The sequence below is a fragment of the Vibrio sp. JZG120 genome, from assembly GCF_053890955.1.
This window is the reverse complement of sequence record NZ_JBSRRK010000004.1, coordinates 353,846-376,821: the sequence shown is the minus strand read 5'-3', so window position 1 is coordinate 376,821 and position 22,976 is coordinate 353,846. Positions and strand designations below refer to the sequence as shown.

Annotated in this window: 16 protein-coding genes; 9 read left to right on the top strand and 7 right to left on the bottom strand. The window is 45.1% G+C overall.

Annotation, left to right across the window (positions count from 1 at the left end; genetic code table 11):
- The first annotated feature begins 9 nt into the window (after positions 1-9).
- The 3 genes from ACWPOD_RS10125 to ACWPOD_RS10115 all read left to right on the top strand — a co-directional run bounded on the left by ACWPOD_RS10125 (position 10) and on the right by ACWPOD_RS10115 (position 3,926).
- Positions 10-1,278: a DUF945 family protein gene (locus tag ACWPOD_RS10125; RefSeq protein WP_456231862.1), complete on the top strand. Its 1,269-nt coding sequence runs from the start codon at positions 10-12 to the stop codon at positions 1,276-1,278.
- A gap of 138 nt (positions 1,279-1,416) precedes the next feature.
- Positions 1,417-2,511, top strand: coding sequence for a 3-phosphoserine/phosphohydroxythreonine transaminase (serC, locus tag ACWPOD_RS10120; RefSeq protein WP_456231861.1), 1,095 nt, complete (start codon positions 1,417-1,419; stop codon positions 2,509-2,511).
- A gap of 83 nt (positions 2,512-2,594) precedes the next feature.
- The gene (locus ACWPOD_RS10115) at positions 2,595-3,926 is read left to right on the top strand and encodes a D-serine ammonia-lyase (RefSeq protein WP_456231860.1); all 1,332 of its coding nucleotides are present in this window, start codon (positions 2,595-2,597) and stop codon (positions 3,924-3,926) included.
- Between the two features lie 97 nt (positions 3,927-4,023).
- On the opposite strand, the gene cydC is transcribed toward ACWPOD_RS10115, so the two are convergent.
- The 3 genes from cydC to trxB form a co-directional block, all read right to left on the bottom strand.
- Positions 4,024-5,745, bottom strand: coding sequence for a heme ABC transporter ATP-binding protein/permease CydC (gene cydC, locus ACWPOD_RS10110; RefSeq protein WP_256964812.1), 1,722 nt, complete (start codon positions 5,743-5,745; stop codon positions 4,024-4,026).
- A complete protein-coding gene (cydD, locus tag ACWPOD_RS10105) occupies positions 5,738-7,525 on the bottom strand; it encodes a heme ABC transporter permease/ATP-binding protein CydD (RefSeq protein WP_456231859.1) in 1,788 nt (595 codons plus the stop codon). The genes cydC and cydD overlap by 8 nt, the downstream gene beginning before the upstream one ends.
- 103 nt (positions 7,526-7,628) lie before the next feature.
- Positions 7,629-8,588, bottom strand: coding sequence for a thioredoxin-disulfide reductase (trxB, locus tag ACWPOD_RS10100; RefSeq protein WP_456231858.1), 960 nt, complete (start codon positions 8,586-8,588; stop codon positions 7,629-7,631).
- Between the two features lie 359 nt (positions 8,589-8,947).
- Here trxB and ACWPOD_RS10095 point away from each other — a divergent pair, with 359 nt between their 5' ends.
- A complete protein-coding gene (locus ACWPOD_RS10095; RefSeq protein WP_005393193.1) occupies positions 8,948-9,604 on the top strand; it encodes a 2OG-Fe dioxygenase family protein in 657 nt (218 codons plus the stop codon).
- Positions 9,588-10,823 (top strand): cysteine desulfurase-like protein, encoded by a 1,236-nt coding sequence (locus ACWPOD_RS10090; RefSeq protein ID WP_456231857.1) that lies wholly within the window; start codon positions 9,588-9,590, stop codon positions 10,821-10,823. The genes ACWPOD_RS10095 and ACWPOD_RS10090 overlap by 17 nt, the downstream gene beginning before the upstream one ends.
- An 89-nt stretch (positions 10,824-10,912) precedes the next feature.
- Here the strand turns inward: ACWPOD_RS10090 and ACWPOD_RS10085 are convergent, their stop codons facing one another.
- Positions 10,913-11,737 (bottom strand): DUF2797 domain-containing protein, encoded by an 825-nt coding sequence (locus ACWPOD_RS10085; protein WP_145532232.1) that lies wholly within the window; start codon positions 11,735-11,737, stop codon positions 10,913-10,915.
- 336 nt (positions 11,738-12,073) lie between these two features.
- On the opposite strand from ACWPOD_RS10085, the gene ACWPOD_RS10080 reads away from it, so the two are divergent.
- Complete coding sequence (locus tag ACWPOD_RS10080) at positions 12,074-13,411, top strand: GGDEF domain-containing protein (RefSeq protein ID WP_456231856.1); 1,338 nt, start codon at positions 12,074-12,076, stop codon at positions 13,409-13,411.
- A gap of 142 nt (positions 13,412-13,553) precedes the next feature.
- On the opposite strand, the gene ACWPOD_RS10075 is transcribed toward ACWPOD_RS10080, so the two are convergent.
- From ACWPOD_RS10075 to ACWPOD_RS10065, 3 genes are all read right to left on the bottom strand, one after another.
- Positions 13,554-14,924 (bottom strand): SLC13 family permease, encoded by a 1,371-nt coding sequence (locus ACWPOD_RS10075; protein ID WP_005395853.1) that lies wholly within the window; start codon positions 14,922-14,924, stop codon positions 13,554-13,556.
- A 219-nt stretch (positions 14,925-15,143) separates the two neighbouring features.
- Positions 15,144-15,878, bottom strand: coding sequence for a SanA/YdcF family protein (locus ACWPOD_RS10070; protein ID WP_031780501.1), 735 nt, complete (start codon positions 15,876-15,878; stop codon positions 15,144-15,146).
- A gap of 153 nt (positions 15,879-16,031) precedes the next feature.
- Positions 16,032-17,720 (bottom strand): NAD-dependent malic enzyme, encoded by a 1,689-nt coding sequence (locus ACWPOD_RS10065; protein ID WP_005395857.1) that lies wholly within the window; start codon positions 17,718-17,720, stop codon positions 16,032-16,034.
- Positions 17,721-17,933: 213 nt separating this feature from the next.
- Between ACWPOD_RS10065 and ACWPOD_RS10060 the strand changes: the two genes are divergently transcribed.
- From ACWPOD_RS10060 to ACWPOD_RS10050, 3 genes are all read left to right on the top strand, one after another.
- Entirely contained in the window at positions 17,934-20,285 is a 2,352-nt protein-coding gene (locus tag ACWPOD_RS10060) for a helicase-related protein (protein WP_456231905.1), read from the top strand.
- Between the two features lie 288 nt (positions 20,286-20,573).
- Positions 20,574-20,951, top strand: coding sequence for a hypothetical protein (locus tag ACWPOD_RS10055; protein WP_005377965.1), 378 nt, complete (start codon positions 20,574-20,576; stop codon positions 20,949-20,951).
- A 329-nt stretch (positions 20,952-21,280) separates the two neighbouring features.
- Positions 21,281-22,954, top strand: a complete 1,674-nt coding sequence (locus ACWPOD_RS10050; RefSeq protein ID WP_456231855.1) for an alkaline phosphatase D family protein — start codon at positions 21,281-21,283, stop codon at positions 22,952-22,954.
- The last annotated feature ends 22 nt before the right edge of the window (positions 22,955-22,976 follow it).

The following is a 22,976-nucleotide window of genomic DNA, read 5'->3' as shown; positions in this document are numbered from 1 at the left end:
AGTGACGTTATGCAAAATCTTAAAAAAATCGGCGCCATTGGTGGTGCTATCTCATTAGCGCTGTGTTGGCCATTGGCTGTCGGACAAATTGGTCAGTCCATCATTGAAGATGGTATTACCAATATGAATGATGAAATGATTAAAGGCGAAGTGGTCGAGTATCAACGTGGCTATTTGTCTTCAGTCGTGCTGACTCGTTATTCAGTTGTTGACCCTGAGCTTAAAACGCAGCTAGAGCGTGATGGCATGCCAACGACGTTTGATGTAACCAGTGATGTTAGCCATGGTCTAACAAGCCTAACAGCAGATTCAAAATTGGTGGACAATGACTTTTTGCCTCTCACGATGCATAGTCAGACCCAACTAAATGGCAATACGGCATTCACCCTTGACCTAGACAGTTGGCATTATCGTAACGAAGCGCAAGGTGTTTCTGTTTCTACAAGCCCTGCAAAAGTGACAGGGGATGTGACGGTATTGGGTGATCTCAATTACCAAGTTTCTGTTCCTTCTGTTCAAGTGGATTTTGAAAACGGTGAAGAGCTTCATCTGAATGCATTGACAGGTCAGGGTAAAGGTAAGCAAGCAAAAGGCTATTGGCTGGGTGAGCAATCTTTTTCTCTAGAGAAGCTGGATGTGGTTGATTCGAACTTAACGCCTTTCTTTTTGATTGAGAATGCGAGTTACCGCGGCAACACTACGATGAATGAGTCTGGTGATAAGCTGAACAGTCAGCTGAACCTAGATGCTAAGAAACTGCGTTTAACTGATGGTACGGATGTCGATAACTTTAAGTTGGATTTCTCAATTGCAGATGTGGATAGCCAGTCATTTGACCAAATTATGTCTATCTATCAAAGCTCTCCAATGTTAGACGAGCAGGAAATTGCGAGCTTATTGCCGCATGTTGACACGCTGTTTAGCAAAGGTTTTGATTTATCCGTGAATGAGCTTTCACTTGCATTTGGTGACGGTAAATTCCATAACGAGTGGCAATTATCCATTCCTGAAGGTACTGACCACATTACTCAAGATCCAATGAAGTTGATGACGGCGACTACTGGTGAGCTCAGCACTTACTTCTCTGACGAATTAGTGACGCACTACCCATTTATTCAAGAAGGAATTGATGAGCTGCTCATCATGGAGTTGATCGAGAAAGTAGAGGGCGGTTATCAACTCAAAGCAGAAATCGGTGAAGGCAAATTGAAGTTCGAAAATGGACATGAGTTCCCATTAGTGGCGCTACTTATGCCTGCCTTGATGCAACAACAGTAGCCAAGTATTGTTGCGGAATTAATCCAATTTAACGCTTAGTCTTTAAAAAGAGGTCGTAAGACCTCTTTTCTTGTTTTTATCGCTGCGAAAACGTGATATTAATTTCGTAATATTTACATAGCAGGAGCAATGAGCATCATGGAACAAAATACGGACAACGTATTTAACTTCAGTGCAGGGCCAGCAGGTCTGCCTAAAGCAGTTATGCAGCAAGCACAACAGGAACTAATTGATTGGCAAGGTCTTGGTACTTCGGTCATGGAAATCAGCCACCGAAGCAAAGAGTTCATCAAAGTTGCAGAAGAAGCCGAGCAAGATTTACGTGATCTTCTGAATATTCCGGACAACTATAAAGTGCTGTTCTGCCAAGGTGGTGCTCGTGCTCAGTTTGCTGCTGTTCCTCTAAACCTACTTGGTGATGCCGAGACGGCAACTTACATCGACGGCGGTTATTGGGCTGAAAGTGCGGTAGCTGAAGCGAAGAAATACTGCGAGCCAGACGTATTTGATGCAAAAACAGAAATCGACGGAAAAGTAGCCGTTCTACCTGCAAACGAATGGAAAATTGCTCCAGAAGCGGCTTACGTGCATTTCTGTCCAAATGAAACCATTGACGGTATCGAGATTAACGATCTTCCTGTCACCGACAAACCAATCGTTGCTGACATGTCTTCGACGATTCTTTCTCGTGAGATTGATGTATCGAAATACGGTGTGATTTATGCGGGCGCTCAGAAAAACATTGGTCCTTCAGGCATCGCTATCGCTATCGTGCGCGATGACTTGTTAGGTATGGCGAAGCAGGTACTGCCAAGTATCTTGGATTACACTGTTCTGGCTGAGAAAGAATCAATGTTCAACACGCCACCAACCTTTGCATGGTACCTGTCTGGTCTTGTTTTCAAATGGTTAAAGGCGCAGGGTGGGGTAAAAGCGATCGAGCAAGTGAACCGCGCTAAAGCCGCACTACTGTATGATTACATCGATCAGTCTGATTTCTACCGTAATGGCGTGCACTCAGCAAACCGTTCTTTGATGAATGTGCCATTCCAACTTGCGAAACCTGAACTGGATGCGACGTTCCTTGAACTAGCCGATGCCAAAGGGCTGAAATCACTAAAAGGGCACCGAGCCGTTGGTGGTATGCGAGCTTCCATTTATAACGCCATGCCGCTAGAAGGTGTACGAGCGTTAGTCGATTTTATGCAAGAGTTTGAGAAAAACTACGCATAAAATCAAATTCACTGTTATTCATTAAAGCGTCGCAATTGCGGCGCTTTTGTTTATCTCAACTCACATCACTCCAGGAAGGTAAAATGACCAAGGCGAATATTGAAGCGCTGATCAAGCAGTTCCCACTCTTGGCGCCACTTATCGATCTTAAGGAGGTTTGCTGGTTTAACCCAAACATAACCTCTTTAGCAGAAGGTTTGCCCTATGTGGGGCTAGATGAGAAAGATATTCAAGCTGCGAGTGAACGGCTAGCACGATTTGCGCCTTATTTGATGAAAGCGTTTCCCGAAACGGAAGCTTCGCATGGCATCATTGAGTCTTCTGTGGTGGATGTTCCCAAGATGAAAGTGCGTTTGGAGCAGCAATACGACACGCCAATATTGGGTCGTTTAATGCTCAAAAAAGACAGTCATCTGCCAATTTCTGGTTCTATCAAAGCGAGAGGTGGCATTTATGAAGTGCTCACCCATGCCGAAAAGTTGGCGTTTGAAGCTGGCTTACTCTGCGCAACCGATGATTACAGCAAATTGTTCAGCAATGAGTTTCGGCAGTTTTTTAAGCAGTACAGTATTGCTGTTGGGTCAACGGGTAACCTCGGTATGTCCATTGGCATCATGAGTGCAAAGCTTGGTTTTTCAGTCTCGGTTCACATGTCTTCTGATGCGCGGGAGTGGAAGAAAAATAAGCTCCGATCACATGGCGTCAAAGTGGTGGAGTACCAGCAAGACTATGGTGTTGCTGTTGAGCAAGGTCGTAAAGAAGCTGAGCAAGATCCTAACTGCTTCTTTATTGATGATGAAAACTCGCAGACGTTGTTTCTAGGTTACTCTGTTGCGGGTGAGCGTCTTAAGCAGCAGTTTGATGACTTGGGAGTCGTGGTTGATGAGCATCATCCGCTCTTTGTTTATCTACCCTGTGGTGTTGGCGGTGGGCCTGGTGGTGTGGCATTTGGTTTGAAAGTCGCGTTTGGTGAGCATGTTCATTGTATTTTCGCAGAGCCAACGCACTCTCCGTGCATGTTGTTGGGCGTACATACCGGCTTGCATGACGAGATTGCGGTACAAGATTTGGGTATCGACAACATGACCGCTGCTGATGGATTGGCAGTAGGGCGTGCGTCGGGCTTTGTCGGTAGAGCGATGGAAAGGCTAATTGATGGCTTTTACACCATTGATGATGCTCGTATGTATCACCACTTGGGTGAGTTAAGTGAACTAGAAGGCATTAATCTAGAGCCTTCTGCATTAGCCGGTATGGTTGGGGTAGTGCACGTTTCGAATAATCATGCTTATCAGTCTCGAATGCAATTTGACGAAGAAAAACTCAGAAACGCAACGCATCTTGTTTGGGCAACAGGTGGAGGGATGGTTCCGGAAGATGAAATGGTGGCTTATCTCAAAAAATCAGGTCGGTAAATCAGCCTTTTATACGTACTTAACTAGCCAATTAACAATACAGGAATAACAAAAGGGCTCATCGTTTGATGAGCCCTTCTCGTCACTGAAAATCGAATTATAGAGACTGTAATAGCTGGTAGTAACGCCCTTTTTGAGCGAGTAGCGTTGGATGATCGCCTTGTTCGATGATCTCACCTTGTTCCATCAAACAGATGCTATCCATGCTTTCTAGCTCTATTAGTCGGTGTGTAATGAATATCACTGTCTTATTAGCAAAGTGCTCATTGAAAAGCGCCATCACTTTCTGTTCCGTACGCTTATCGAGACCTTCAGTTGGTTCATCCAAGAGTAGGATTGGCGCATCACGTAGCAATGCGCGAGCGATACCGATTCGGCGTTTCTCACCACCAGATAACTGACGACCACCGTCGCCTAACCAAGCATCTAGCCCTGGAGCCTCAAGAAGGCCACCAAGTTCGACTTTTTGAAGAATCTCAGACAGTCGCTCATCACTTGCTTCTGGAGCGGCCATAAGTAAGTTGTCACGCAGTGTTCCATTCAGTACATCAACGCGTTGACTGACCACTGTCATTGCTTCTCGCAGGTCAGACTCGCTCCAATCTTGCAGTTTTGTACCACCGATTCGAACTTCACCTTGGTTAACATCCCAGTAGCGACAAAGAAGCTGAATGAGTGTTGATTTACCTGAACCTGTTTGACCTACAATGGCTGTTTTAGTGCCCAACGGTAGTGAGAGTGACAAGTCTTTCAGCACCTTTTGCTGACCGTCAGGGTAAGTGAAGTCAATGTTGTCGAATTCAATGTCTAACGTTGTGCCTTTATGTTTCGATTGCTCAGGGAAGACAACGTCAGGTTCAGCCAAAATTACTTCATTTAAACGACGAGCAGAAGTCAACGTTTGCCCCAGGTACTGGAACGCGCCCGCAATAGGCATCAAAATTTCAAAACTTGCCATCGTTGCAAATGCAAACAACGCAATCCAAGGATCAGGAGCATGACCTCCTACGCCGTCTGCAGCAAACCAAAGCATCACAACCAGTGTAAGACCGTTCACAAGCATAAGCAGGCCTGAAGCCATGCCCGTTAAATTCGCGTTCACAAACTGATTAGACAGCAGCTGCTTTTGCTTCTCTAGAATGAGATTGCGATAACGCTCTTCTGCTCCAAAGATACTCAGTTCGCTGTAGCCTTGAAGCCAGTCCAGAGTCGCCACTCGCAATTGCGCTTTATGATGAGTGAGATTCTCGCCATTACTTTTACCAAGTTTATAGAACAACACTGGCCATACAAACAACATGACGGTAAGAATCGAGCCAAGCAGCAGCGCGAGATGCCAATCAAAGAACGCCAGGACAGCCGTTAAACTCAATATGCCAAAAATGCCAATCACGACAGGGCTGATAAGTCGAAGATAAACGTGATCCATCGCGTCAACGTCCGCCACTAGGCGGTTGAGCAGATCAGCATCACGCATCGTAGAGACACGACCCGGAATCAGTGGTGCAAGTTTCTTAAAGAAGAAGATACGTAGATCGGTAAGTAACTTGAACGTCGCATTGTGGCTGACGACACGTTCTCCCCATCGACCTGCGGTTCGAGCCATTGCAGCGCCGCGTACCCCGGCACCTGGTAACATGTAGTTGAAGGTCTCACGAGCAACCGTCAAGCCTGCCACCGCTGCGGCTGAAATAAACCAACCCGATAGCGTTAATAAGCCAATAGATGCAGCTAAGGTCAGAAATGCCAATAGCATACCTAGAGAAAGACCAAACCAATGTTTCTTATAGAGTTTTAGATAAGGGAGTAAATCACGCATCTAAGTTCCCCTTGTCTGTTTCACGTTGTGCGAGGTTCGCTTCCAACATGTCTTTAAATAAGCCATCTTCTGTCGACAGTGTGTCGTAATCACCACGTTGAACAATCTGGCCGTCCTGCATAACAAGAATTTGCGATACGCTTTGTAAAGGTGCCAACTGGTGAGTAATCATCAAATTCGTTGTGGCATGTGCGTACTTGTTAATGCCTTCCATGACGAGTTTTTCACTACGAGCATCTAAGCTTGCGGTCGGTTCATCTAATAACCAAAAACGACCATTTTGTAGCATAGCGCGAGCCAACGCTAAACGCTGAGCTTGGCCGACAGATAAACCACCAGAGCGGTCAGATATCGGGTAATCCAACCCATGCATTTCAACAAATTCAGCAGCATGAGAGTCATTCAAAACAGAATGAACGTCTGCATCTTGAATGTTGTGTTTGCCTAACGTGACGTTATCTCGAATGCTGCCATGTAATAGCATTGGGTTTTGACCAATCCAGCTTACGGCCTCTCGCCATGTGGCTAGATCCAGTTGTGACAATTCACAACCATTAATCTTCAAGCTACCTTGATAAGGCATGAAACCGAGGATGGTGTTTACCAAGCTTGTTTTACCTGCACCACTTGGTCCAACTAAAGCCGTACTTTTGTTGGCTTCAAGAGAGAAGGATAGGGGACCTGCGAGCTGCTTACCTTCCGGACTAAAAATGGTTAACTCGTCTGCTTCAATATGGATAGGGCTGTTTTTATCTAACGCTTGGGTTCCATCTTTGATTTGATCGATTTCCAAATCTAGAAACTCGACAATACTTTCTGCTGCGCCAACCGCTTGCTGTTTCGCATGGTAGAACGTGCCCAAATCACGTAATGGCTGATAAAACTCTGGCGCAAGAATCAGAATGAACAAGCCAGCAAACAGCGTAACACCTGTGCCGTAGTAGCCGAAATCGAGCTCTCCGATATAACTAAAGCCAAAGTAGACGGCGGTAATTGCGATAGAAATGGAAGTGAAAAACTCTAAAACCGCAGAAGATAGAAACGCGATTTTCAGAACGTCCATGGTGCGAGTACGAAAGACTTCCGAAGCACCTTTCAGAGTTTCAGTTTCAGATTTTGTTCTATCGAATAAGCGAATGGTCGTCATTGCTTGCAAGCGGTCATAAAAGTGACCGGACAAACGCTGCATCGCTTTAAAGTTTTTACGGTTTGCTTCTGCGGCTTTCATCCCAACCAGTGCCATGAAAATAGGCACTAGTGGTGCAGTGACTAGGAAGATCAATCCTGCCGCCCAGTTTACTGGGAATACAACAACCAAAATAATGAAAGGCACTAATACCGATAATGACATCTGAGGCAAGTAGCGAGAGAAGAAATCTTGCATATCTTCTACCTGCTCTAAGATGAGCGTCGCCCAGCTGCCGGCAGGTTTGCCTTTGATGTAAGCTGGCCCAAGTTTATGAACTTTATCTAAAATGAGTTGGCGAATATAAACTCGAATTTGCTCACCGCAACGGTAACCGGCAAGCTCTCGACCCCAGGTACAAGCAGCTCGACCGATAACCGTGCCACCAAGCCCAACAAAATGCCAAATGAGGTCGGCTTTGTCGACTTGGTCAATGATTAACTGGTGCAGAATGGAGGCGAGCAGGGCTGCTTGAGCCAATAAAAACACGCTTGAAAGTACGCCTAGGCCTATCGCAATCATAAGCCAGCGCTTGGCTAACTTACTTTGTTGCTTAAGCCACTTATTCAAGCTGCTTTGCTTTTTCTTATCCATCGTGAAGGCTTAATGATAATTGTTTTAATGAGGCGGTAGTATACAAAAGAAAACCCAGCGGGAATACCGCTGGGCTTTAAGGATATGACACAAATGTGAAAAGTTATTTGTCACCAAGTGAGTCTAAGAAACGCTCAGCATCTAATGCCGCCATACAACCTGTACCTGCTGATGTGATAGCTTGACGGTAGTTATGGTCCATAACGTCGCCTGCTGCAAATACACCTTCAATGCTAGTTTGTGTCGCGTTGCCTTCTAGGCCAGACTTAACGATGATGTAGCCATCTTTCATGTCTACTTGGCCTTCAAAGATTTGTGTGTTTGGCTGGTGGCCGATCGCGATAAACGCGCCCATCACTTCAAGGTCTTCAGTCGCACCTGTGTTGACGTCTTTAATACGAACGCCAGTTACGCCCATGTCGTCGCCAAGTACTTCATTGAGAGTTCGATCGGTATGAAGAACGATGTTACCGCTTTCAACTTTATCCATCAGACGTTTCACAAGGATCTTCTCTGCACGGAATGAATCGCGGCGGTGGATCAGGTGAACTTCTGACGCAATGTTAGATAGGTAAAGTGCTTCCTCAACAGCAGTGTTACCACCGCCCACAACTGCAACTTTCTGATTACGGTAGAAGAAACCGTCACAGGTTGCACAAGCAGAAACGCCGCGACCTTTAAATGCTTCTTCAGACTCAAGGCCAAGGTATTTTGCTGATGCACCTGTAGAAATAATCAATGCGTCACATGTGTACTCGCCAGAATCGCCTTTTAAACGAAATGGGCGTTGTGATAGTTCTACTTCGTTGATGTGATCAAACACGATCTCAGTTTCGAAACGCTCGGCGTGCTCTTTCATGCGATCCATCAATGCAGGACCTGTCAGACCTTCAGCGTCGCCGGGCCAGTTTTCAACTTCAGTAGTGGTGGTTAGCTGACCACCTTGTTGCATTCCCGTCACAAGCACAGGGTTTAGGTTGGCACGCGCTGCGTAGACGGCAGCTGTGTATCCTGCTGGACCAGAACCAAGAATTAATAGTTTACAATGTTTTACGTCGCTCATTATGGCTCCAAAAAGGGCTGAACATTTCCCTCGATTGTATGGAAATTCTTAGTGCTTTAAAAGCATAAACAACGATTGTGATCGAATAATTGGTTATAGATTAGAACCCACTAAAGATTGATAAAGAACGTTGACTTCTAGCATAAAATTCTATTCGTAGTAGAGAAGTCTAGTTTCAAATATCGCCAAAGCGCAAAACTGAAACATGGTTCTGTATTTTTGCTTTGGATTGGTTTGTTGTGTTGTTTTTGTTGTTTTGTTGAAGCTATCAACGTTAAAAGCTGGCAATTACAGAATATTTGCGTAACCTAGGGTGTAAATTAAATGTTAATTAATGTGCCTCATTAAAGGAGACAATGATGTTACATTCACGTGAGAATACTCTGCATTTAACACAGCTCAGCATGGCAGCAATTGAGCAGCTTTCCCCATCGTTTGAAGAACTGCCTCGTACCGAGCATGCAGATGGTCAGTATCGACTAAGACGTTATTCTGTGGTTGGTTTTGATAATGGCAAAGTTATTGACTTAAACAAAAACAGCTTTGTTCAATCGTCTGATATCAACCGATTCCAAGGTGATGTTGTAAGACAATTTGAGCCGATTGAGAAGGATATTCTCACCAGTGATGGTTTCCGAGAAATGTGCGAATTGTTTGTCAATGCGAATCATCTGCCTAACGGTCAGGAAATAGAAATTCACCAAATCCGAATCACAGCGCTAGAAGAAGAAACTCAAGTGGCACCTGAAGGTGTGCACCAAGACGGTTTTGATCACATTGCAATGGTTGGCGTAGGACGCCATAACATCATTGGTGGTGACATCATGTTGTACAGCAGTCATAACCAAGCCCCATTTTTCCGTAAGGTGTTAGAAACGGGTGAGGTTGCAATATTGGCAGACAGTAAACTGTGGCACAACGCGTGCCCAATCCGTTCTGTCATTGATGATGAAGCGGGTCATATGGATGTGTTTGTACTCACGGCTACGGATAAGCGCAATGAACTTCAATCTTAATCTGATCAGAGAGCAGTTTCCGGCACTCGCTCAATACCATAACGACAAGCCTGTGACGTTTTTTGATGGTCCAGGCGGGTCACAGGTACCTCAATCAGTGCTAGATAGCATGGTGGGATATTTAGGTCGTTTCAACGCCAACTTAGGCGGGCATTATTTTTCTAGCCAAAAGACGGTTGACGTGATGCAAAATGCACGCGAGTCAGCGCAAGCTCTGCTTAACGCGCCGTCATCTGGCAATATCGTCTTCGGTGCGAACATGACATCGTTAACCTTTCAGCTTAGTCGTGCGATTAGCCGAGATTGGCAAGAGGGAGATGAGATCATTGTTTCTGCTTTGGACCACTATTCGAATGTGTCCAGCTGGCAGCAAGCGGCAGAAGATAAAGGCGTTACGGTTCATCAGGTTCGTATCAACGAAGATGATTGTACGTTGGACTTGGAGCATTTAAGCAGCCTTCTTTCTGATAAAACGCGCCTTGTAGCGGTGACCTATGCATCGAATACGACAGGTTCTATCGTGGATGTGCAGCGAGTAGTAAGTATGGCGCACAACGTCGGGGCACAAGTTTATGTGGATGCCGTTCATTACGCGCCGCATCATTTGGTTGATGTTCAAGCGTTAGGCTGTGACCTTTTAGCTTGCTCAGCTTACAAGTTTTTCGGCCCGCACGTTGGTATTGCTTACATAGCCGATCAGTGGCTGCACAGTCTTCGTCCGTACAAAGTCGAGCCTGCTACCAATATTGGGCCAGGCCGATTTGAAACGGGGACGCAAAGTTTTGAAGGTCTTGCTGGTGTCGTTGCTGCGGTTGAGTATCTGGCTCAATTTGGTGAAGCCGGTTTACCTCTTCGTCAACGATTGGAACAAAGTTACCAGTTGTATGAACAACATGAGCAATGCTTGAGTGAGCGTTTCTTACAGCGTCTGAGTGCACTAGATGGTGTCAATCTATTTGGCATTGCGAAAGAAGATAGCCAACTCCGCACACCAACTTTTGCGCTAACATTCGACCGATATTCTCCAGAATTCATCGCGAAAACGCTGGGTGAACACAACATCTGTGTTTGGAACGGCCACTTTTATGCGCTGGGCTTAGTTCGTCAACTTGGTCTAGAAGAGTCGGGTGGTGTAGTACGAATTGGTTGCATGCATTACAACACAATAGAAGAAGTCGATATGTTGTTCGATGTACTAGAAAACATCCTTGATGCGTAACTGATCATATCTTCCTGATAGAAAAACAAAAGCTCGAGTTTGACTCGAGCTTTTTCGTTTTTATTTCAACAAACCAGCTATATATGCGATTAGGCGCTTACTTCTACTTCATAGGAAGTGAATTTTCTTACGTTGATCACGCCAGTGTCAAAAATGAGGTATTGACCTTTGATGCCTTGCAAAGTGCCAGTAACAACCGGGTTTTTATCGAAATTATGCGAGGTGATCTTAGTTGGGTGCTGTTGCACCGGATAGCTAAGGTCGGTAATGCTTTCGCTCAATACTTCAATTGCATCTTCACCGAATTTCTGTTTTATCTCAGCAATCTTATCTTCGACCAACGGCAATAGCTCAGCAAAACGATCTTGCAGTGCCATTGGTTCACCATCGCCTTTCAACAGTGTGCGCCAATTGGTTTTATCTGCGATATGTTTCGCCAGTTCAACTTCAATTAAACCGGAGATATGGCGAGTTTTTACCTTAAAAATTGGCAAACCCTGAGTCGCACCTTGATCAATCCAACGAGTTGGGATTTGCGTATGACGAGTGATACCAACTTTTAAGCTGGATGTATTGGATAGGTAGACAAAGTGATCCACCATGCAGTTCTCTTCGCCCCATTGTGGCTCGCGACAAGTCCCTTGGTCGTAGTGGCAAGTCTCTGGCTTCATGATGCACATATCGCAGCTTGCTAGCTTTTTCATACAGACAAAACAATGGCCTTGCGAATAACTCTTTTTCGTTTTCTTACCACATGAGCAACAAAAAATATTGCCCGTGTGAGTCAGTGTGAGCGTTTTACCCAGAAACGGCGATAGATCAATCTCTTCCTCACCAACAGGTAGACGGTAACTGACAGCACCGTCCAGAGATGCACGCATTTTATTTAGCGTACCAGTTGCAATTAATGACATGACATTACTCATTATTGTGTTTTTGCACAGTATATCCGAAGTGGTGATGAGATGCAGGGTTGACAGACACATTAAAGCGAAATGTATCGTTCTGAAATGTTATGCACTGGCCTTCATGGGTTAGGAAATACGGCTGTGAAATGCTTCGCAAATAACAAGTGAACCGCATTTTTGAGAGATTTAAAAACGTGATAACGGTTCAAAACACGTTACCATGTATCGAAAGTAAGAACGAAGACTAAAAGTAATTTTGTTTCTTGATAAATGACTTTGTTTGAAGTTCGAAAAATCATTGAGTACATTGTGTTGTATATAAGCTGAGCAGGTCACTCGCCCATGAAGTGGATCCATAAATTTATCTTTGCCCTTTCTATTTGCACTATTAGTTTGGTTGCGCTTTATAGTGTTCTTGGCGATACACGAAAGCTGACCATTACACCAGAACATTTCAATATCTATGCGACTAAAGACGCCAGCGAAGGTGGCTTGAGTGAGGCTGATGTTATTTATGATAAGCAAAGCCTAGTTCTCAGCTGTGACTTAAAGCAAAGCTCGTATGCTTGGCCTTATTGCGGAATCTCTGTTTATACCGATTCCACAACGCCAACACAGGGGATTGACCTTTCCAATTACCATACGATTCGATTGAAAGTGAGATATGAAGAGGCGGGGGTGGGGCCCAATCCGAGCCATGATTTGCGTTTATATCTGCGCAACTATAACCCTGAGTATTCCAAACCAGACGACGAGTACACTATTAAATACAATGGCATGCAGTTTTCTCCGTCCGGTTCAAACGACATCATCGAAATTCCGATTAAAAATTTACAGGTGATGACGTGGTGGTTAGTAGACAACAAAGTCGCAATTGAACACTCTGCACCTGAATTTTCAAACATCACACGTATTGATATCGCGACCGGATCTGGTGCGGCACTTGGCGAGCACAAAATTGTGATTGATAAAATTGAGTTTGAAGGCGCTTACCTTGCACAAGAAACGTTACTGTATGCGCTCTTACTCTCTTGGATGGCGCTTGGACTGGCATTTTCGCTGCACGAATTACGAAAAAATCGAGTCGCTTATGAAAAAGCGAAAAAACGTCATCGTCATTTAGAGAAGGTGAATGGTACGTTGCGAGCTCAAAACTATGAGTTTGCAGAGTTGGCGCATCGCGATGCGTTGACGGGAGCGATGAACCGTCACGCAGTGCAGCACTGGCTTGAGCAGCAATCACGGCAAGTTCGCTGGGGGCATAGTACATTCAGTATCCTCTATATGGATTTGGATAAATTTAAGAAGGTGAATGACAAATTTGGGCACCAAATGGGGGATGACATATTGCGCGAATTTGTCATGGTGGTGGCAAGTTCCATCTACCCAGATGACCGACTTGTTCGCTGGGGGGGAGAAGAGTTTGTTGTATTTTGCCCTGACACCAATATTGAGCAAGCTGTGAAGAAGGCGGAAATGATTCGCAAAAATGTGGAGAGTCATTTGTGGGTACACGGTGAATCATTAACATGCAGCATTGGCGTCGCCCAAATGCAAAATGAACGCGTCTCAGAAACCATGGCGAGAGCAGACGAAGTGCTTTACCAAGCGAAGCGCAATGGTCGCAACCGGGTCGAGGTTCATTATGGTTTGCTTGCCTGCGAAAAGAAGCAAGCCTAACGATTCGTCACTCAAAGGAATTAAAAAAGGTGGCCAACTGGCCACCAAGAGGGAAACTGCTGAACACCACTTAGGGGGAAGTTTAGGTCATCGATATGATTACCGTGAGCAGCAGTGTAGTGCTAATCGAACTTGCTATTTTTTACCAGAACAACCAAGCGAAAAGCGTTAGTGCAGCAATACAGGCAATGTTTAAGACGAAGCCAATTCGCATCATTTCTTTTTGCTTGATATGACCCGTACCGAACACAATCGCATTTGGAGGCGTCGCAACTGGTAACATAAATGCACAAGAAGCGGCGACGGCAATCAATGCAGAGAGAATGACCGGAGACATGCCTAAGGCCTCTGCGATGGTTGCAAATACAGGGACCAGTAGTGCAGCACTAGCGGTGTTACTTGCAAACTCAGTCAAGAAGACAACAAAAGCAACCACTGCAAGAATCGTCAGAAGGATACCAGCTTGCTCAAGGAAGCCCGACAAGCTATGAGCCAAAAATACGCTTGTTCCGGTTGCTTTTAGAACGTTGCTCAAACAGATACCACCACCAAATAGGATTAACACACCCCAGTCGGTTGTTTTCTCAATATCTTTCCACTCTACAGCGCGAGAAGCCCCAAGCAGAAGGATCGCACCTATTGCGACAAGGGTATCGAACTTAGCGAAGCCACCTAGCATCGCGTTAATAGGCTTACTGAAAATCCACAACGTGACCGTCAGTAAGAAAATCGCCAGCGTAATCATTTTGCCGTTTGTCCACTCGACAGGCTGATGGTCAAGGTCAAACTTGTGGCTAAGGTCAGGCTTAGTCATGGTGTACAACACGAGAATAGCGATTGGCATTAGTACTAATGAGATAGGCACACCGAGCTTCATCCACTCAGTAAAACTTAGGCCGACTTCAGCTGCTGCAATGGCGTTTGGTGGGCTACCAACCAGCGTTGCAATACCACCAATCGAAGCGCTGTAAGCGATGCCGAGCAGAACAAACAAAAAGGTGTTGTGGTTTTTCTTGGCGTCTAGCTTTGTCATCACACCCAGTACAAGGGGCAGCATCATAGCGGCAGTGGCGGTGTTTGAAATCCACATTGACAGGCCAGCACTCACACCAAATAGCATGAATACAGCGACAGACATTTTACCTCGTGCGAGTAACAGCACTTTATCAGCAATAGCTTGGTCTAACTTCTGTTTATGCAAAGCTGCAGCAAGTGCAAAACCACCTAAGAATAGAAAGATGATGGAGTTGGAGAAGTTGTTCAGTGCGGTCTGAGTATTAAACACGCCTAAAAATACCGCAAGTAATGGTATGAGCAGCGCGGTTATGCTGACGTGAATCGCTTCGGTTAGCCAAAGAATAGCAACAAAAACTAAGATGCTCAGGCCGGTTACTACTTGTGGCTCAAAGGGTAGGGTATTAAACAAGATAATGAACAATACGATATTCGCGTTCAAAATCATGCTGTTGCGAGTGAAGAACCAGTTCTTCAATGTCACAGCGAGTGCGGTCATGGGTAGTGCTCCTTTTGCATTGCCTTTTGTCGGTTTTTTTATGGCAAAGTAACTGACTTGTAGTTATTTATTGATTAAATGTTACTTGGAATGCAAAAAAGAGTTTTGCCTGAATCATAGAGCAAATTAGAAAATGTGATGTTGAGAATTGGAAATGGGTAGAAAACTACCCATTTGTTTTATAGAAATGTTATTAGCCTTGTGAGCTGCGTTGTTCCTCTATTCGACGGGAACTTGCAGAGGCTCATTAGAGATTTTTTCAGGCTCTTTTACTGCAACGATAGGCTCTTGAGGACCAAGAAACTTGGGCTGCGTATTAATAATGTAGAGGTCTAAAAAGGCTTTCACACGGGCGAGCAACTCTCGAATACGCATTGATGTTTTTTGTTTGTTTGTCGTAGGTCCTGCTACCGCAAGACACTGCGCATCAATGTTGTAAGCATCGGCAATAAACAGCGCTCGTTCACAATGAAAGCGCTGAGTCACAATCAGAAAGCGCTCCGAAGCAAAAATCTTTTTCGCCCTCACAATCGAATCTAGAGTACGAAAGCCAGCATAATCAAGGTGAATCACTTCCTCAGGCACGCCAGCTTTAAGTAAGTCGCGTTTCATCGTCCACGGTTCGTTGTAGGAGCGATGGGCGTTATCGCCACTCAATAAAAACTGTTTTACTTTGCCTTGGTTGTAAAGCTCAATCGCCGCATTAATGCGATGAGTGTAGTAAGTGTTGAGGATCTTACCGATGTATTTACTGGTACCGAGAACCACAGCAACCTCATGTTGAGGTATTTGTTCGTATTCAGTGAAAATGCTTTCTTTGGCTTGTAAAACCACCCACCGGTCGATGGCAATAACAGAAACAAGCAGACTAAGTACAGAGATCGACAAAATCAAAGCAAGTCGCTTCCAGGAAAATTTCAGCTTCCACTTTGATCTTATGCGAGAAAACAACAAAACGTTTTATATCCTTAACTAAAAATGTAGTTCTCATCATATCTGATAGAAACAAAAAGAGAGAAGCCCATTTATGCCAAAATCTGGTTAGGATGATAAAAAATAAAAGCCCCTATATGGTAGGGGCTAATTATTAAACGAAATGTCTCAAGCTTAAAACGCAGTGCGTTTGTAACGACGGTAAACAGGCTGCCAGAACGATTGCTCAATCGCTACGTTCAATGCTTCATCAGTAATTTCTAATGCCACACCTTGTTCGATTGCCTTCTTACCAACAGCAAACGCGATCTTTTTCGATACCGAGTGGATCTCTTCCAACGGTGGAAGTAGCGCACCACGACCGTTGATTGCTAGAGGAGAGCATGTTGCGAGCGCACGGCTTGATTCCATTAGCATTTCGTCGGTGACACGTTTTGCGTTTACAGCAAGTACACCAAGGCCAATGCCAGGGAAGATGTAGCTGTTGTTACATTGGGCAATAGGGTAAGTGCGACCTTCATGAACCACAGGCTCAAATGGGCTACCTGTTGCAACCAGTGCTTCACCATTTGTCCAGCGAATGATGTCGTTAGGTGTTGCTTCTACGCGGCTTGTTGGGTTCGATAGTGGGAAGACAATCGGACGCTTACAGTGTTTATGCATTTCTTCGATGACTTCTTGGCTAAATAGGCCAGGAGCACCAGAAACACCAATCAGTACCGTTGGTTTGGCGTTACGCATAACGTCGAGGAGTGAGAAGCCATTTCCTTCATTTTCCCACTCTTTCGTATTGGTATGTTTCTGCACCAGGCGTTGTTGGAAATCAAGAAGGTTAGGCATACCTTCTTGTAACAGACCCCAACGGTCAACCATGTAAACTTGTGAGCGAGCTTGCTCGTCAGAAATCCCTTCCGATACCATTTGTGCGATGATCGCTTCTGCAATACCGCAACCAGCAGAGCCTGCGCCCAAGAAGGTGATACGCTGTTTAGACAGCTGAGTGCCTGCTGCTTTACAGGCGGCAAGTAGAGAGCCAACAGTAACGGCCGCCGTGCCTTGAATATCATCATTGAAGCAGCACACGCGATCTTTGTAACGCTCAAGAAGAGGCATCGCATTTTTCTGAGCAAAGTCTTCGAACTGGATCAAGGCATCAGGCCAACGGCGCTGTACTGCTTGGATAAACTCTTCTACAAATGCATCGTATTCTGCACCCGTAATACGAGGGTGACGCCAACCCATGTACATCGGATCAGCTAAACGTTGTGGGTTATTGGTACCCACATCAAGCACGATTGGTAGCGTGTAAGCAGGGCTGATACCACCACACGCGGTATAAAGTGACAGTTTACCAATAGGAATACCCATGCCGCCGATACCTTGGTCACCCAAGCCAAGGATACGTTCGCCATCTGTCACAACAATCACTTTAACGTTGTGGTTTGCTGCATTATTCAGCAAGTCGTCAATACGGTCACGGTTCGGGTATGAAATGAACAGGCCACGACCACGACGGTAAATGTTAGAGAAGTTTTCACATGCTGCGCCGACAGTTGGCGTGTAGATGATAGGCATCATCTCAGAAATGTGGTTTTGCACTAGGCGGTAATACAGTGTTTCGTTGGTGTCTTGGATATTACGCAGATAAATGTGCTTATCCATATCGCTTTCGAAACTCTTGTATTGCTGGTAGGCACGTTCCACCTGCTCTTGGATGGTTTCGGTAGACTCTGGAAGCAAGCCTTCTAAGTTGAATGAACTACGTTCTTCAGCAGAGAATGCACTGCCTTTGTTCAAAAGAGGGGTTGCTAAAAGAGCCGGACCCGCATATGGAATATATAGTGGGCGTTTATCGTTGTTCATTGGGTGCCTTATGTAGGGTTGAAGGATGCGCACCAAATTTTAACGGGTTCACCATTTAGTTGTAAACATGCGTTGATGCACATCAATGTAATGTCGCAAAAAAACTCAGATACCGCCGAAAATATCGGCAATATTGGTTGTTTAGAGATACCTAAAGCAGGATTTTTTTACTTGGGTATAATGTTCTGCATCATCAAATCAAATCCAATTTCTATGTTTCAACTACCTATCGACAGCCTACAAGCTGAGTTTGACCAACATGTGAACCAAAACCATCTCGTGGTGGAAGCCGAAACCGGGTCAGGTAAATCTACCCGTTTGCCTATGTGGGCGGCAAAACACGGACGCGTGCTGGTTATTGAACCACGTCGAATTGCTTGTACCTCGCTGGCTGAATATCTTGCGGAGCAATCTGGTGAGCCAATAGGTCGCAAAGTTGGTTATGCGATCAAGCTTCATGCCTACTTTGATGAAAAAACCGAAGTTGTATTTGTGACTCCGGGAGTCGCACTGCGTTGGTTTGCGGAAAACAAGCTAGCAGGCTTCGATATCGTGATAGTGGACGAATTTCACGAGCGACGCTGGGATATTGATCTATTAACCGCAATTTTGAAGCAAGAAAATCAACATCGGTTGATCGTCACTTCCGCTACGCTGGAGGGCGAAAAGCTAGCGCGTTACCTGAATGCGAAGCGTCTGCGATCTGAAGGGCGTTGCTTTCCAGTCACAGTGACACATCGTTCTTTAGACAGCCGTTATTTACCGAATAAGAAGGGATGTGAACAAGAGGTTGTCAGAGCGGTAAAAGAAGCATTGGAAGATGAAGATGGCGATATTCTTGTTTTCCTGCCTGGACGCAAAGAGATCACCCAATGTGCTCAGATGTTACAAAGTTGCGGCGATGTCATGGTGGTCAAACTTCATGCCTCGGTTAGTGATGAAGAACGGCACCGCGCGTTAACTACGCAAAAACAACGAAAAGTCGTATTGGCAACCAATGTTGCGGAAACCTCCTTAACGATACCTAACATCCGAGTTGTCATTGATAGCGGCTTAGAGCGTCGAACCATTCAACGTAACGGTCGCACAGCTTTAACGCTGACCCACATTTCTAAGGCCAGCGCCGCGCAGCGAATGGGGCGGGCGGGCCGTGTTGCTGAAGGAGCTTGTATTCGTCTATATGGTGAACACGCGCCTTTAGAATTAGTGACGCCTCCAGAATTGCACAGAGAAGAGCTCGTCGAGCCCATGCTGGCAGCGGCTTGTTGTGGATATCGTCTTTCAACACTCGATTTTCTCGACTCAATTCCTCCAAAGTCGCTAGAGGCATCTCATTCGACGCTGTTATCTATGGAAGCGATTGATGAGGATGGCAATGTCACGCAGCATGGGAGAAAAGTATATCCACTACCCATTGATGCACTGTTTGCCGATCTTGTTACCAGAATTCAAGCGAAGCCAGAGAAGGAAGCAATGATTGATTTGGCTGCCGCCTTATCTGTGCCTGCGCAGCTCTATCAGCGACAAAGTGGCGAAGTCGCTGAGCTTCTATCTCAAGAGGAGCCATACGGATGTGATGCCTCTTTGCTTATCCGTTTGGTTCGGGGGGAGCGACTTCCGGGCATTGTCATTGATGCCAGCGTACTCGAAGAGGCACAAGGTTTAGCGAAACAAATGCGAGACGTATTTGAATTACCGGAACTTGACGTTGCCTCTCGATATAACCGTGAAGCGCTCTTTTTCTCCATCGCCTCATTACACCCTGAGCTTGTGTTTGTCCGACGAGCTCGTCGAAGAGATGCTCTAGGAAATGGAGTAGTCGAGATGCTGGTTGGGCGTAACAGCCGCTTTCCTGATAAAGAAGAAGCGGCCATTGTGCTAGATAGCCATAGCGTGCCAGGACGAGGTGTTAAGCAAACACTGAACCTCGCATCGGTTATGATGCCTATCCCGCTGACGTTATTACGCGAACTTGAGCTAGGGGAGTGGCAACAAGGTGAGACGAATTATGAAGAGGAGACCCCAAGAGCAACGATGCATTTTGTCTACGCCGGACGAACAATCTGTACTGAACATCAAGCGTTAAAAGGTGATGTGGCAGTTCAGTCTATTGTCGAAATGATAGAAGACGAGACACTGTTACCAGGTTTTGCTTCTCAAAGAAAACAGCAAATACAACATTGGAAGCTCTATAACGCATTGGGCCTTAATGCCGGAGAAGAAGTTAAAGATTTGGCTTCATTGACATTTTTTAGCTGGTTAAAAGAGCAGTTGGAAACATTAGGCGTTGAAAACATCGATGATATGGCGTTGTTTGAACCAGAAGACTTAACATTTAACGGTGTTCCAGAATGGGAATACGACGATTTCACGGAGCAGTACCCTTTAGAACTTTCGCTGCCAGAACTCCAACTAGATGTCGAGTATTACGCGTCTCGCAAGCTGGTACAGGTCGTTTATCGAGAGGGAAACCGTAAGGGGGATCCAAAGCGTTGGGAGCTGCCACGCTGGGCTGGTTGGAAGATACAGTATAAAAAGGCCAGTCGAGTGATTGATGTGAAGTAGGTAGGCGGATGACGTTGTGACAAGAATTGATATTTTTTTGGTGAATCTATAATGATTTCATATTGATAGCGTTACTTACGTGTTGTTTTTAGTTTCTTAATTGAAATATTAATCAATTGAATGCTTATATATGGCGAAGCTGTACATCAGTTGTTACAAAGCTGGTTTTAATATTTCCTTTTGCATGTAAATTAGTGCATAAAAGACGAATGTTTTATATCCCATTGCTATATCAAAACAGTTGAACGATATTTGGTATATCTCATTTTCGAGTGTCGGGGGCATAGAATGGATCAACAAGGAAAGACGTGCATTGAATTCGACTACACTAGCTTTTTAGGGGCGACAGGTAGTAAAAAATGGACCTTTTTAGAGGCATTTGCCACCATCGCGCCTATTTTCGGTTTGATGTGGAAACAGAACATTGCGGAATTGAGCAAGCCTGAAGATCGGTTGTGGGATGCCGCATTAAAATCGATGTCTTCTCGTAAAAGTGATGAATCCAATTTGGTCCGCTTAACCCAGTTAGCTAAACATGAAGGGATCAATGAATTGCGAGTCGTTATGCCATATTCGCTCGATGTTCAGCAAATCGAGTACATAGAATCTCGCAGTCAGTTGAAGGTGGACACGTCAGAACAAGATGTCCTTAACATCAAGTTTTAGGCTGAGCATTTCCACTTCATCAATGTACCACTTAACAATAGTGCAATGAAAAGCGACCTCAAAGTAGGTCGCTTTTTTATTTTGAGGTTTTTGTCACAGGTCTTGGAAGTGTGATGAATATAGAGTATTTGCACTTAAATTAACAAAAATGTAACGTTTGGAAATGCAATTGTCATAACTAGCTTCTAACTTTGTGTTTTTAGGACAAATTACCGACTAAGTGGTTGGTACTGTAAGTTCGAATTAACGTCCCTTATTGGCACACAAGGATGATTGAGTCACCACGTCATTTGGGCATAAAAACAAACACAATAAGAAAGGAATTCAATATGTCTTTGTCTCGTCGAGACTTTATGAAAGCTGCCTCTTCAACGGCGATTGTTACCGGACTGGTGGGCTGTGGTAGCGATGCTAGTGAATCTGTTGCGGTTACCTTTGAGCACGGAGTGGCGAGTGGAGATCCTACTCAAACACAAGTAATCATTTGGACTCGTGTTACGACCTCAGCAAGCTACGCAGATGTAAGCTGGCAAGTTTCATCTAACGAAAATTTTACTGATATCGTGCAAAGTGGCACTTTTGCCACAGACACGAGCCGAGATTTCACGGTAAAAGTCGATGTTCAAAATCTCAACGCAAATTCTCGCTACTACTATCGATTCATGGTTGGAGATGTCACTAGCGAAGTCGGGCAAACTCAAACATTACCAGAAGATGGTGTAGAAAAGGCATCCATGGCGGTTGTTTCTTGTGCAAACTATCCTGCAGGCTATTTCCATGTGTATCGAGAGATCTTAAATCAACATGAACAAGACCCGTTTGATGTGGTGCTTCATCTCGGTGATTACATTTATGAGTATGGTGCTGGTGGCTACGCTAGTGAAGATGCTGAGGCATTAGGGCGAGAGCCAAGCAAAGGCACTGAATGTATTACCTTAGATGATTACCGAAAACGGTATGCGCAATATCGCCAAGATGCTGATCTGCAAGCGTTACATGCGAGCCTACCAATGATTGCTGTCTGGGATGACCATGAGCTTGCAAATGATACTTGGAAAAATGGTGCGGAAAACCATCAAGAAGAGGAAGGCAGTTTTAATGATCGTCGTGCAGCTGCGGCTGCCGCGTGGACAGAATGGTTGCCCGTTCGTGAAAACACCTTCTCAAACATGCTGATTTACCGTCAGTTTTCGTTTGGAAGTTTAGTCAATTTGATGATGCTCGACACGCGACTTGTGGGGCGTGATAAACCGTTGGATTACTTCTCGCTCAGCTCTCCAACGATGGAAGCGATTGGCGGTTTAGTTGCTCAGTCGCGCAGCGAAGACCGAGAGCTGTTAGGCGCTGACCAACTCGCTTGGCTGATGGATGCGTTCAGTACGCACGACGCAACTTGGAATGTGCTAGGGCAACAAGTGTTAATGTCTCGTATGGAGTTGCCAAGTTCGGTTATGACCGCGATGTTTCAATTGTTTACTGCCACTGAAGAACAAAAAACAGAGGCGTTATTAGCAGTAAACTCTGCGATTACGGGTTACCTCTCTGACCCAAGTTCAGATACCATTTCTCTCCCGTATAACCTAGATGCATGGGATGGTTACTACGTTGAGCGAGAGAAAGTTTATCAACTGGCCAAAGCCAACAGTGGTAAATTTGTCTGCTTGGCAGGAGATACGCACAACGCATGGGCAAGTGAGCTTAAAGACGTATCTAAGCATCCTATCGGGATAGAGTTTGCAACTAGCTCGGTGAGTTCCCCTGGGCTAGAGGCCTACCTAGCGTTAGATCCTGTTGCGATCGCTCAAATGGAATACACGTTGCCGCACTTAGTGTCAGAATTACAGTGGGCAGACATCAAACAGCGTGGCTTTATGCGCGTTACTTTTACGCCCGACAAAGCAGAGTCGACCTGGTATTTCGTATCAACGATTAAAGACAAAACATATCACGTGACGACCAAGTCAGCCTTTACAACAGATGGCACTACGTTAAATATCGGCTAAACTGAGCCTAATACGAAAAAAG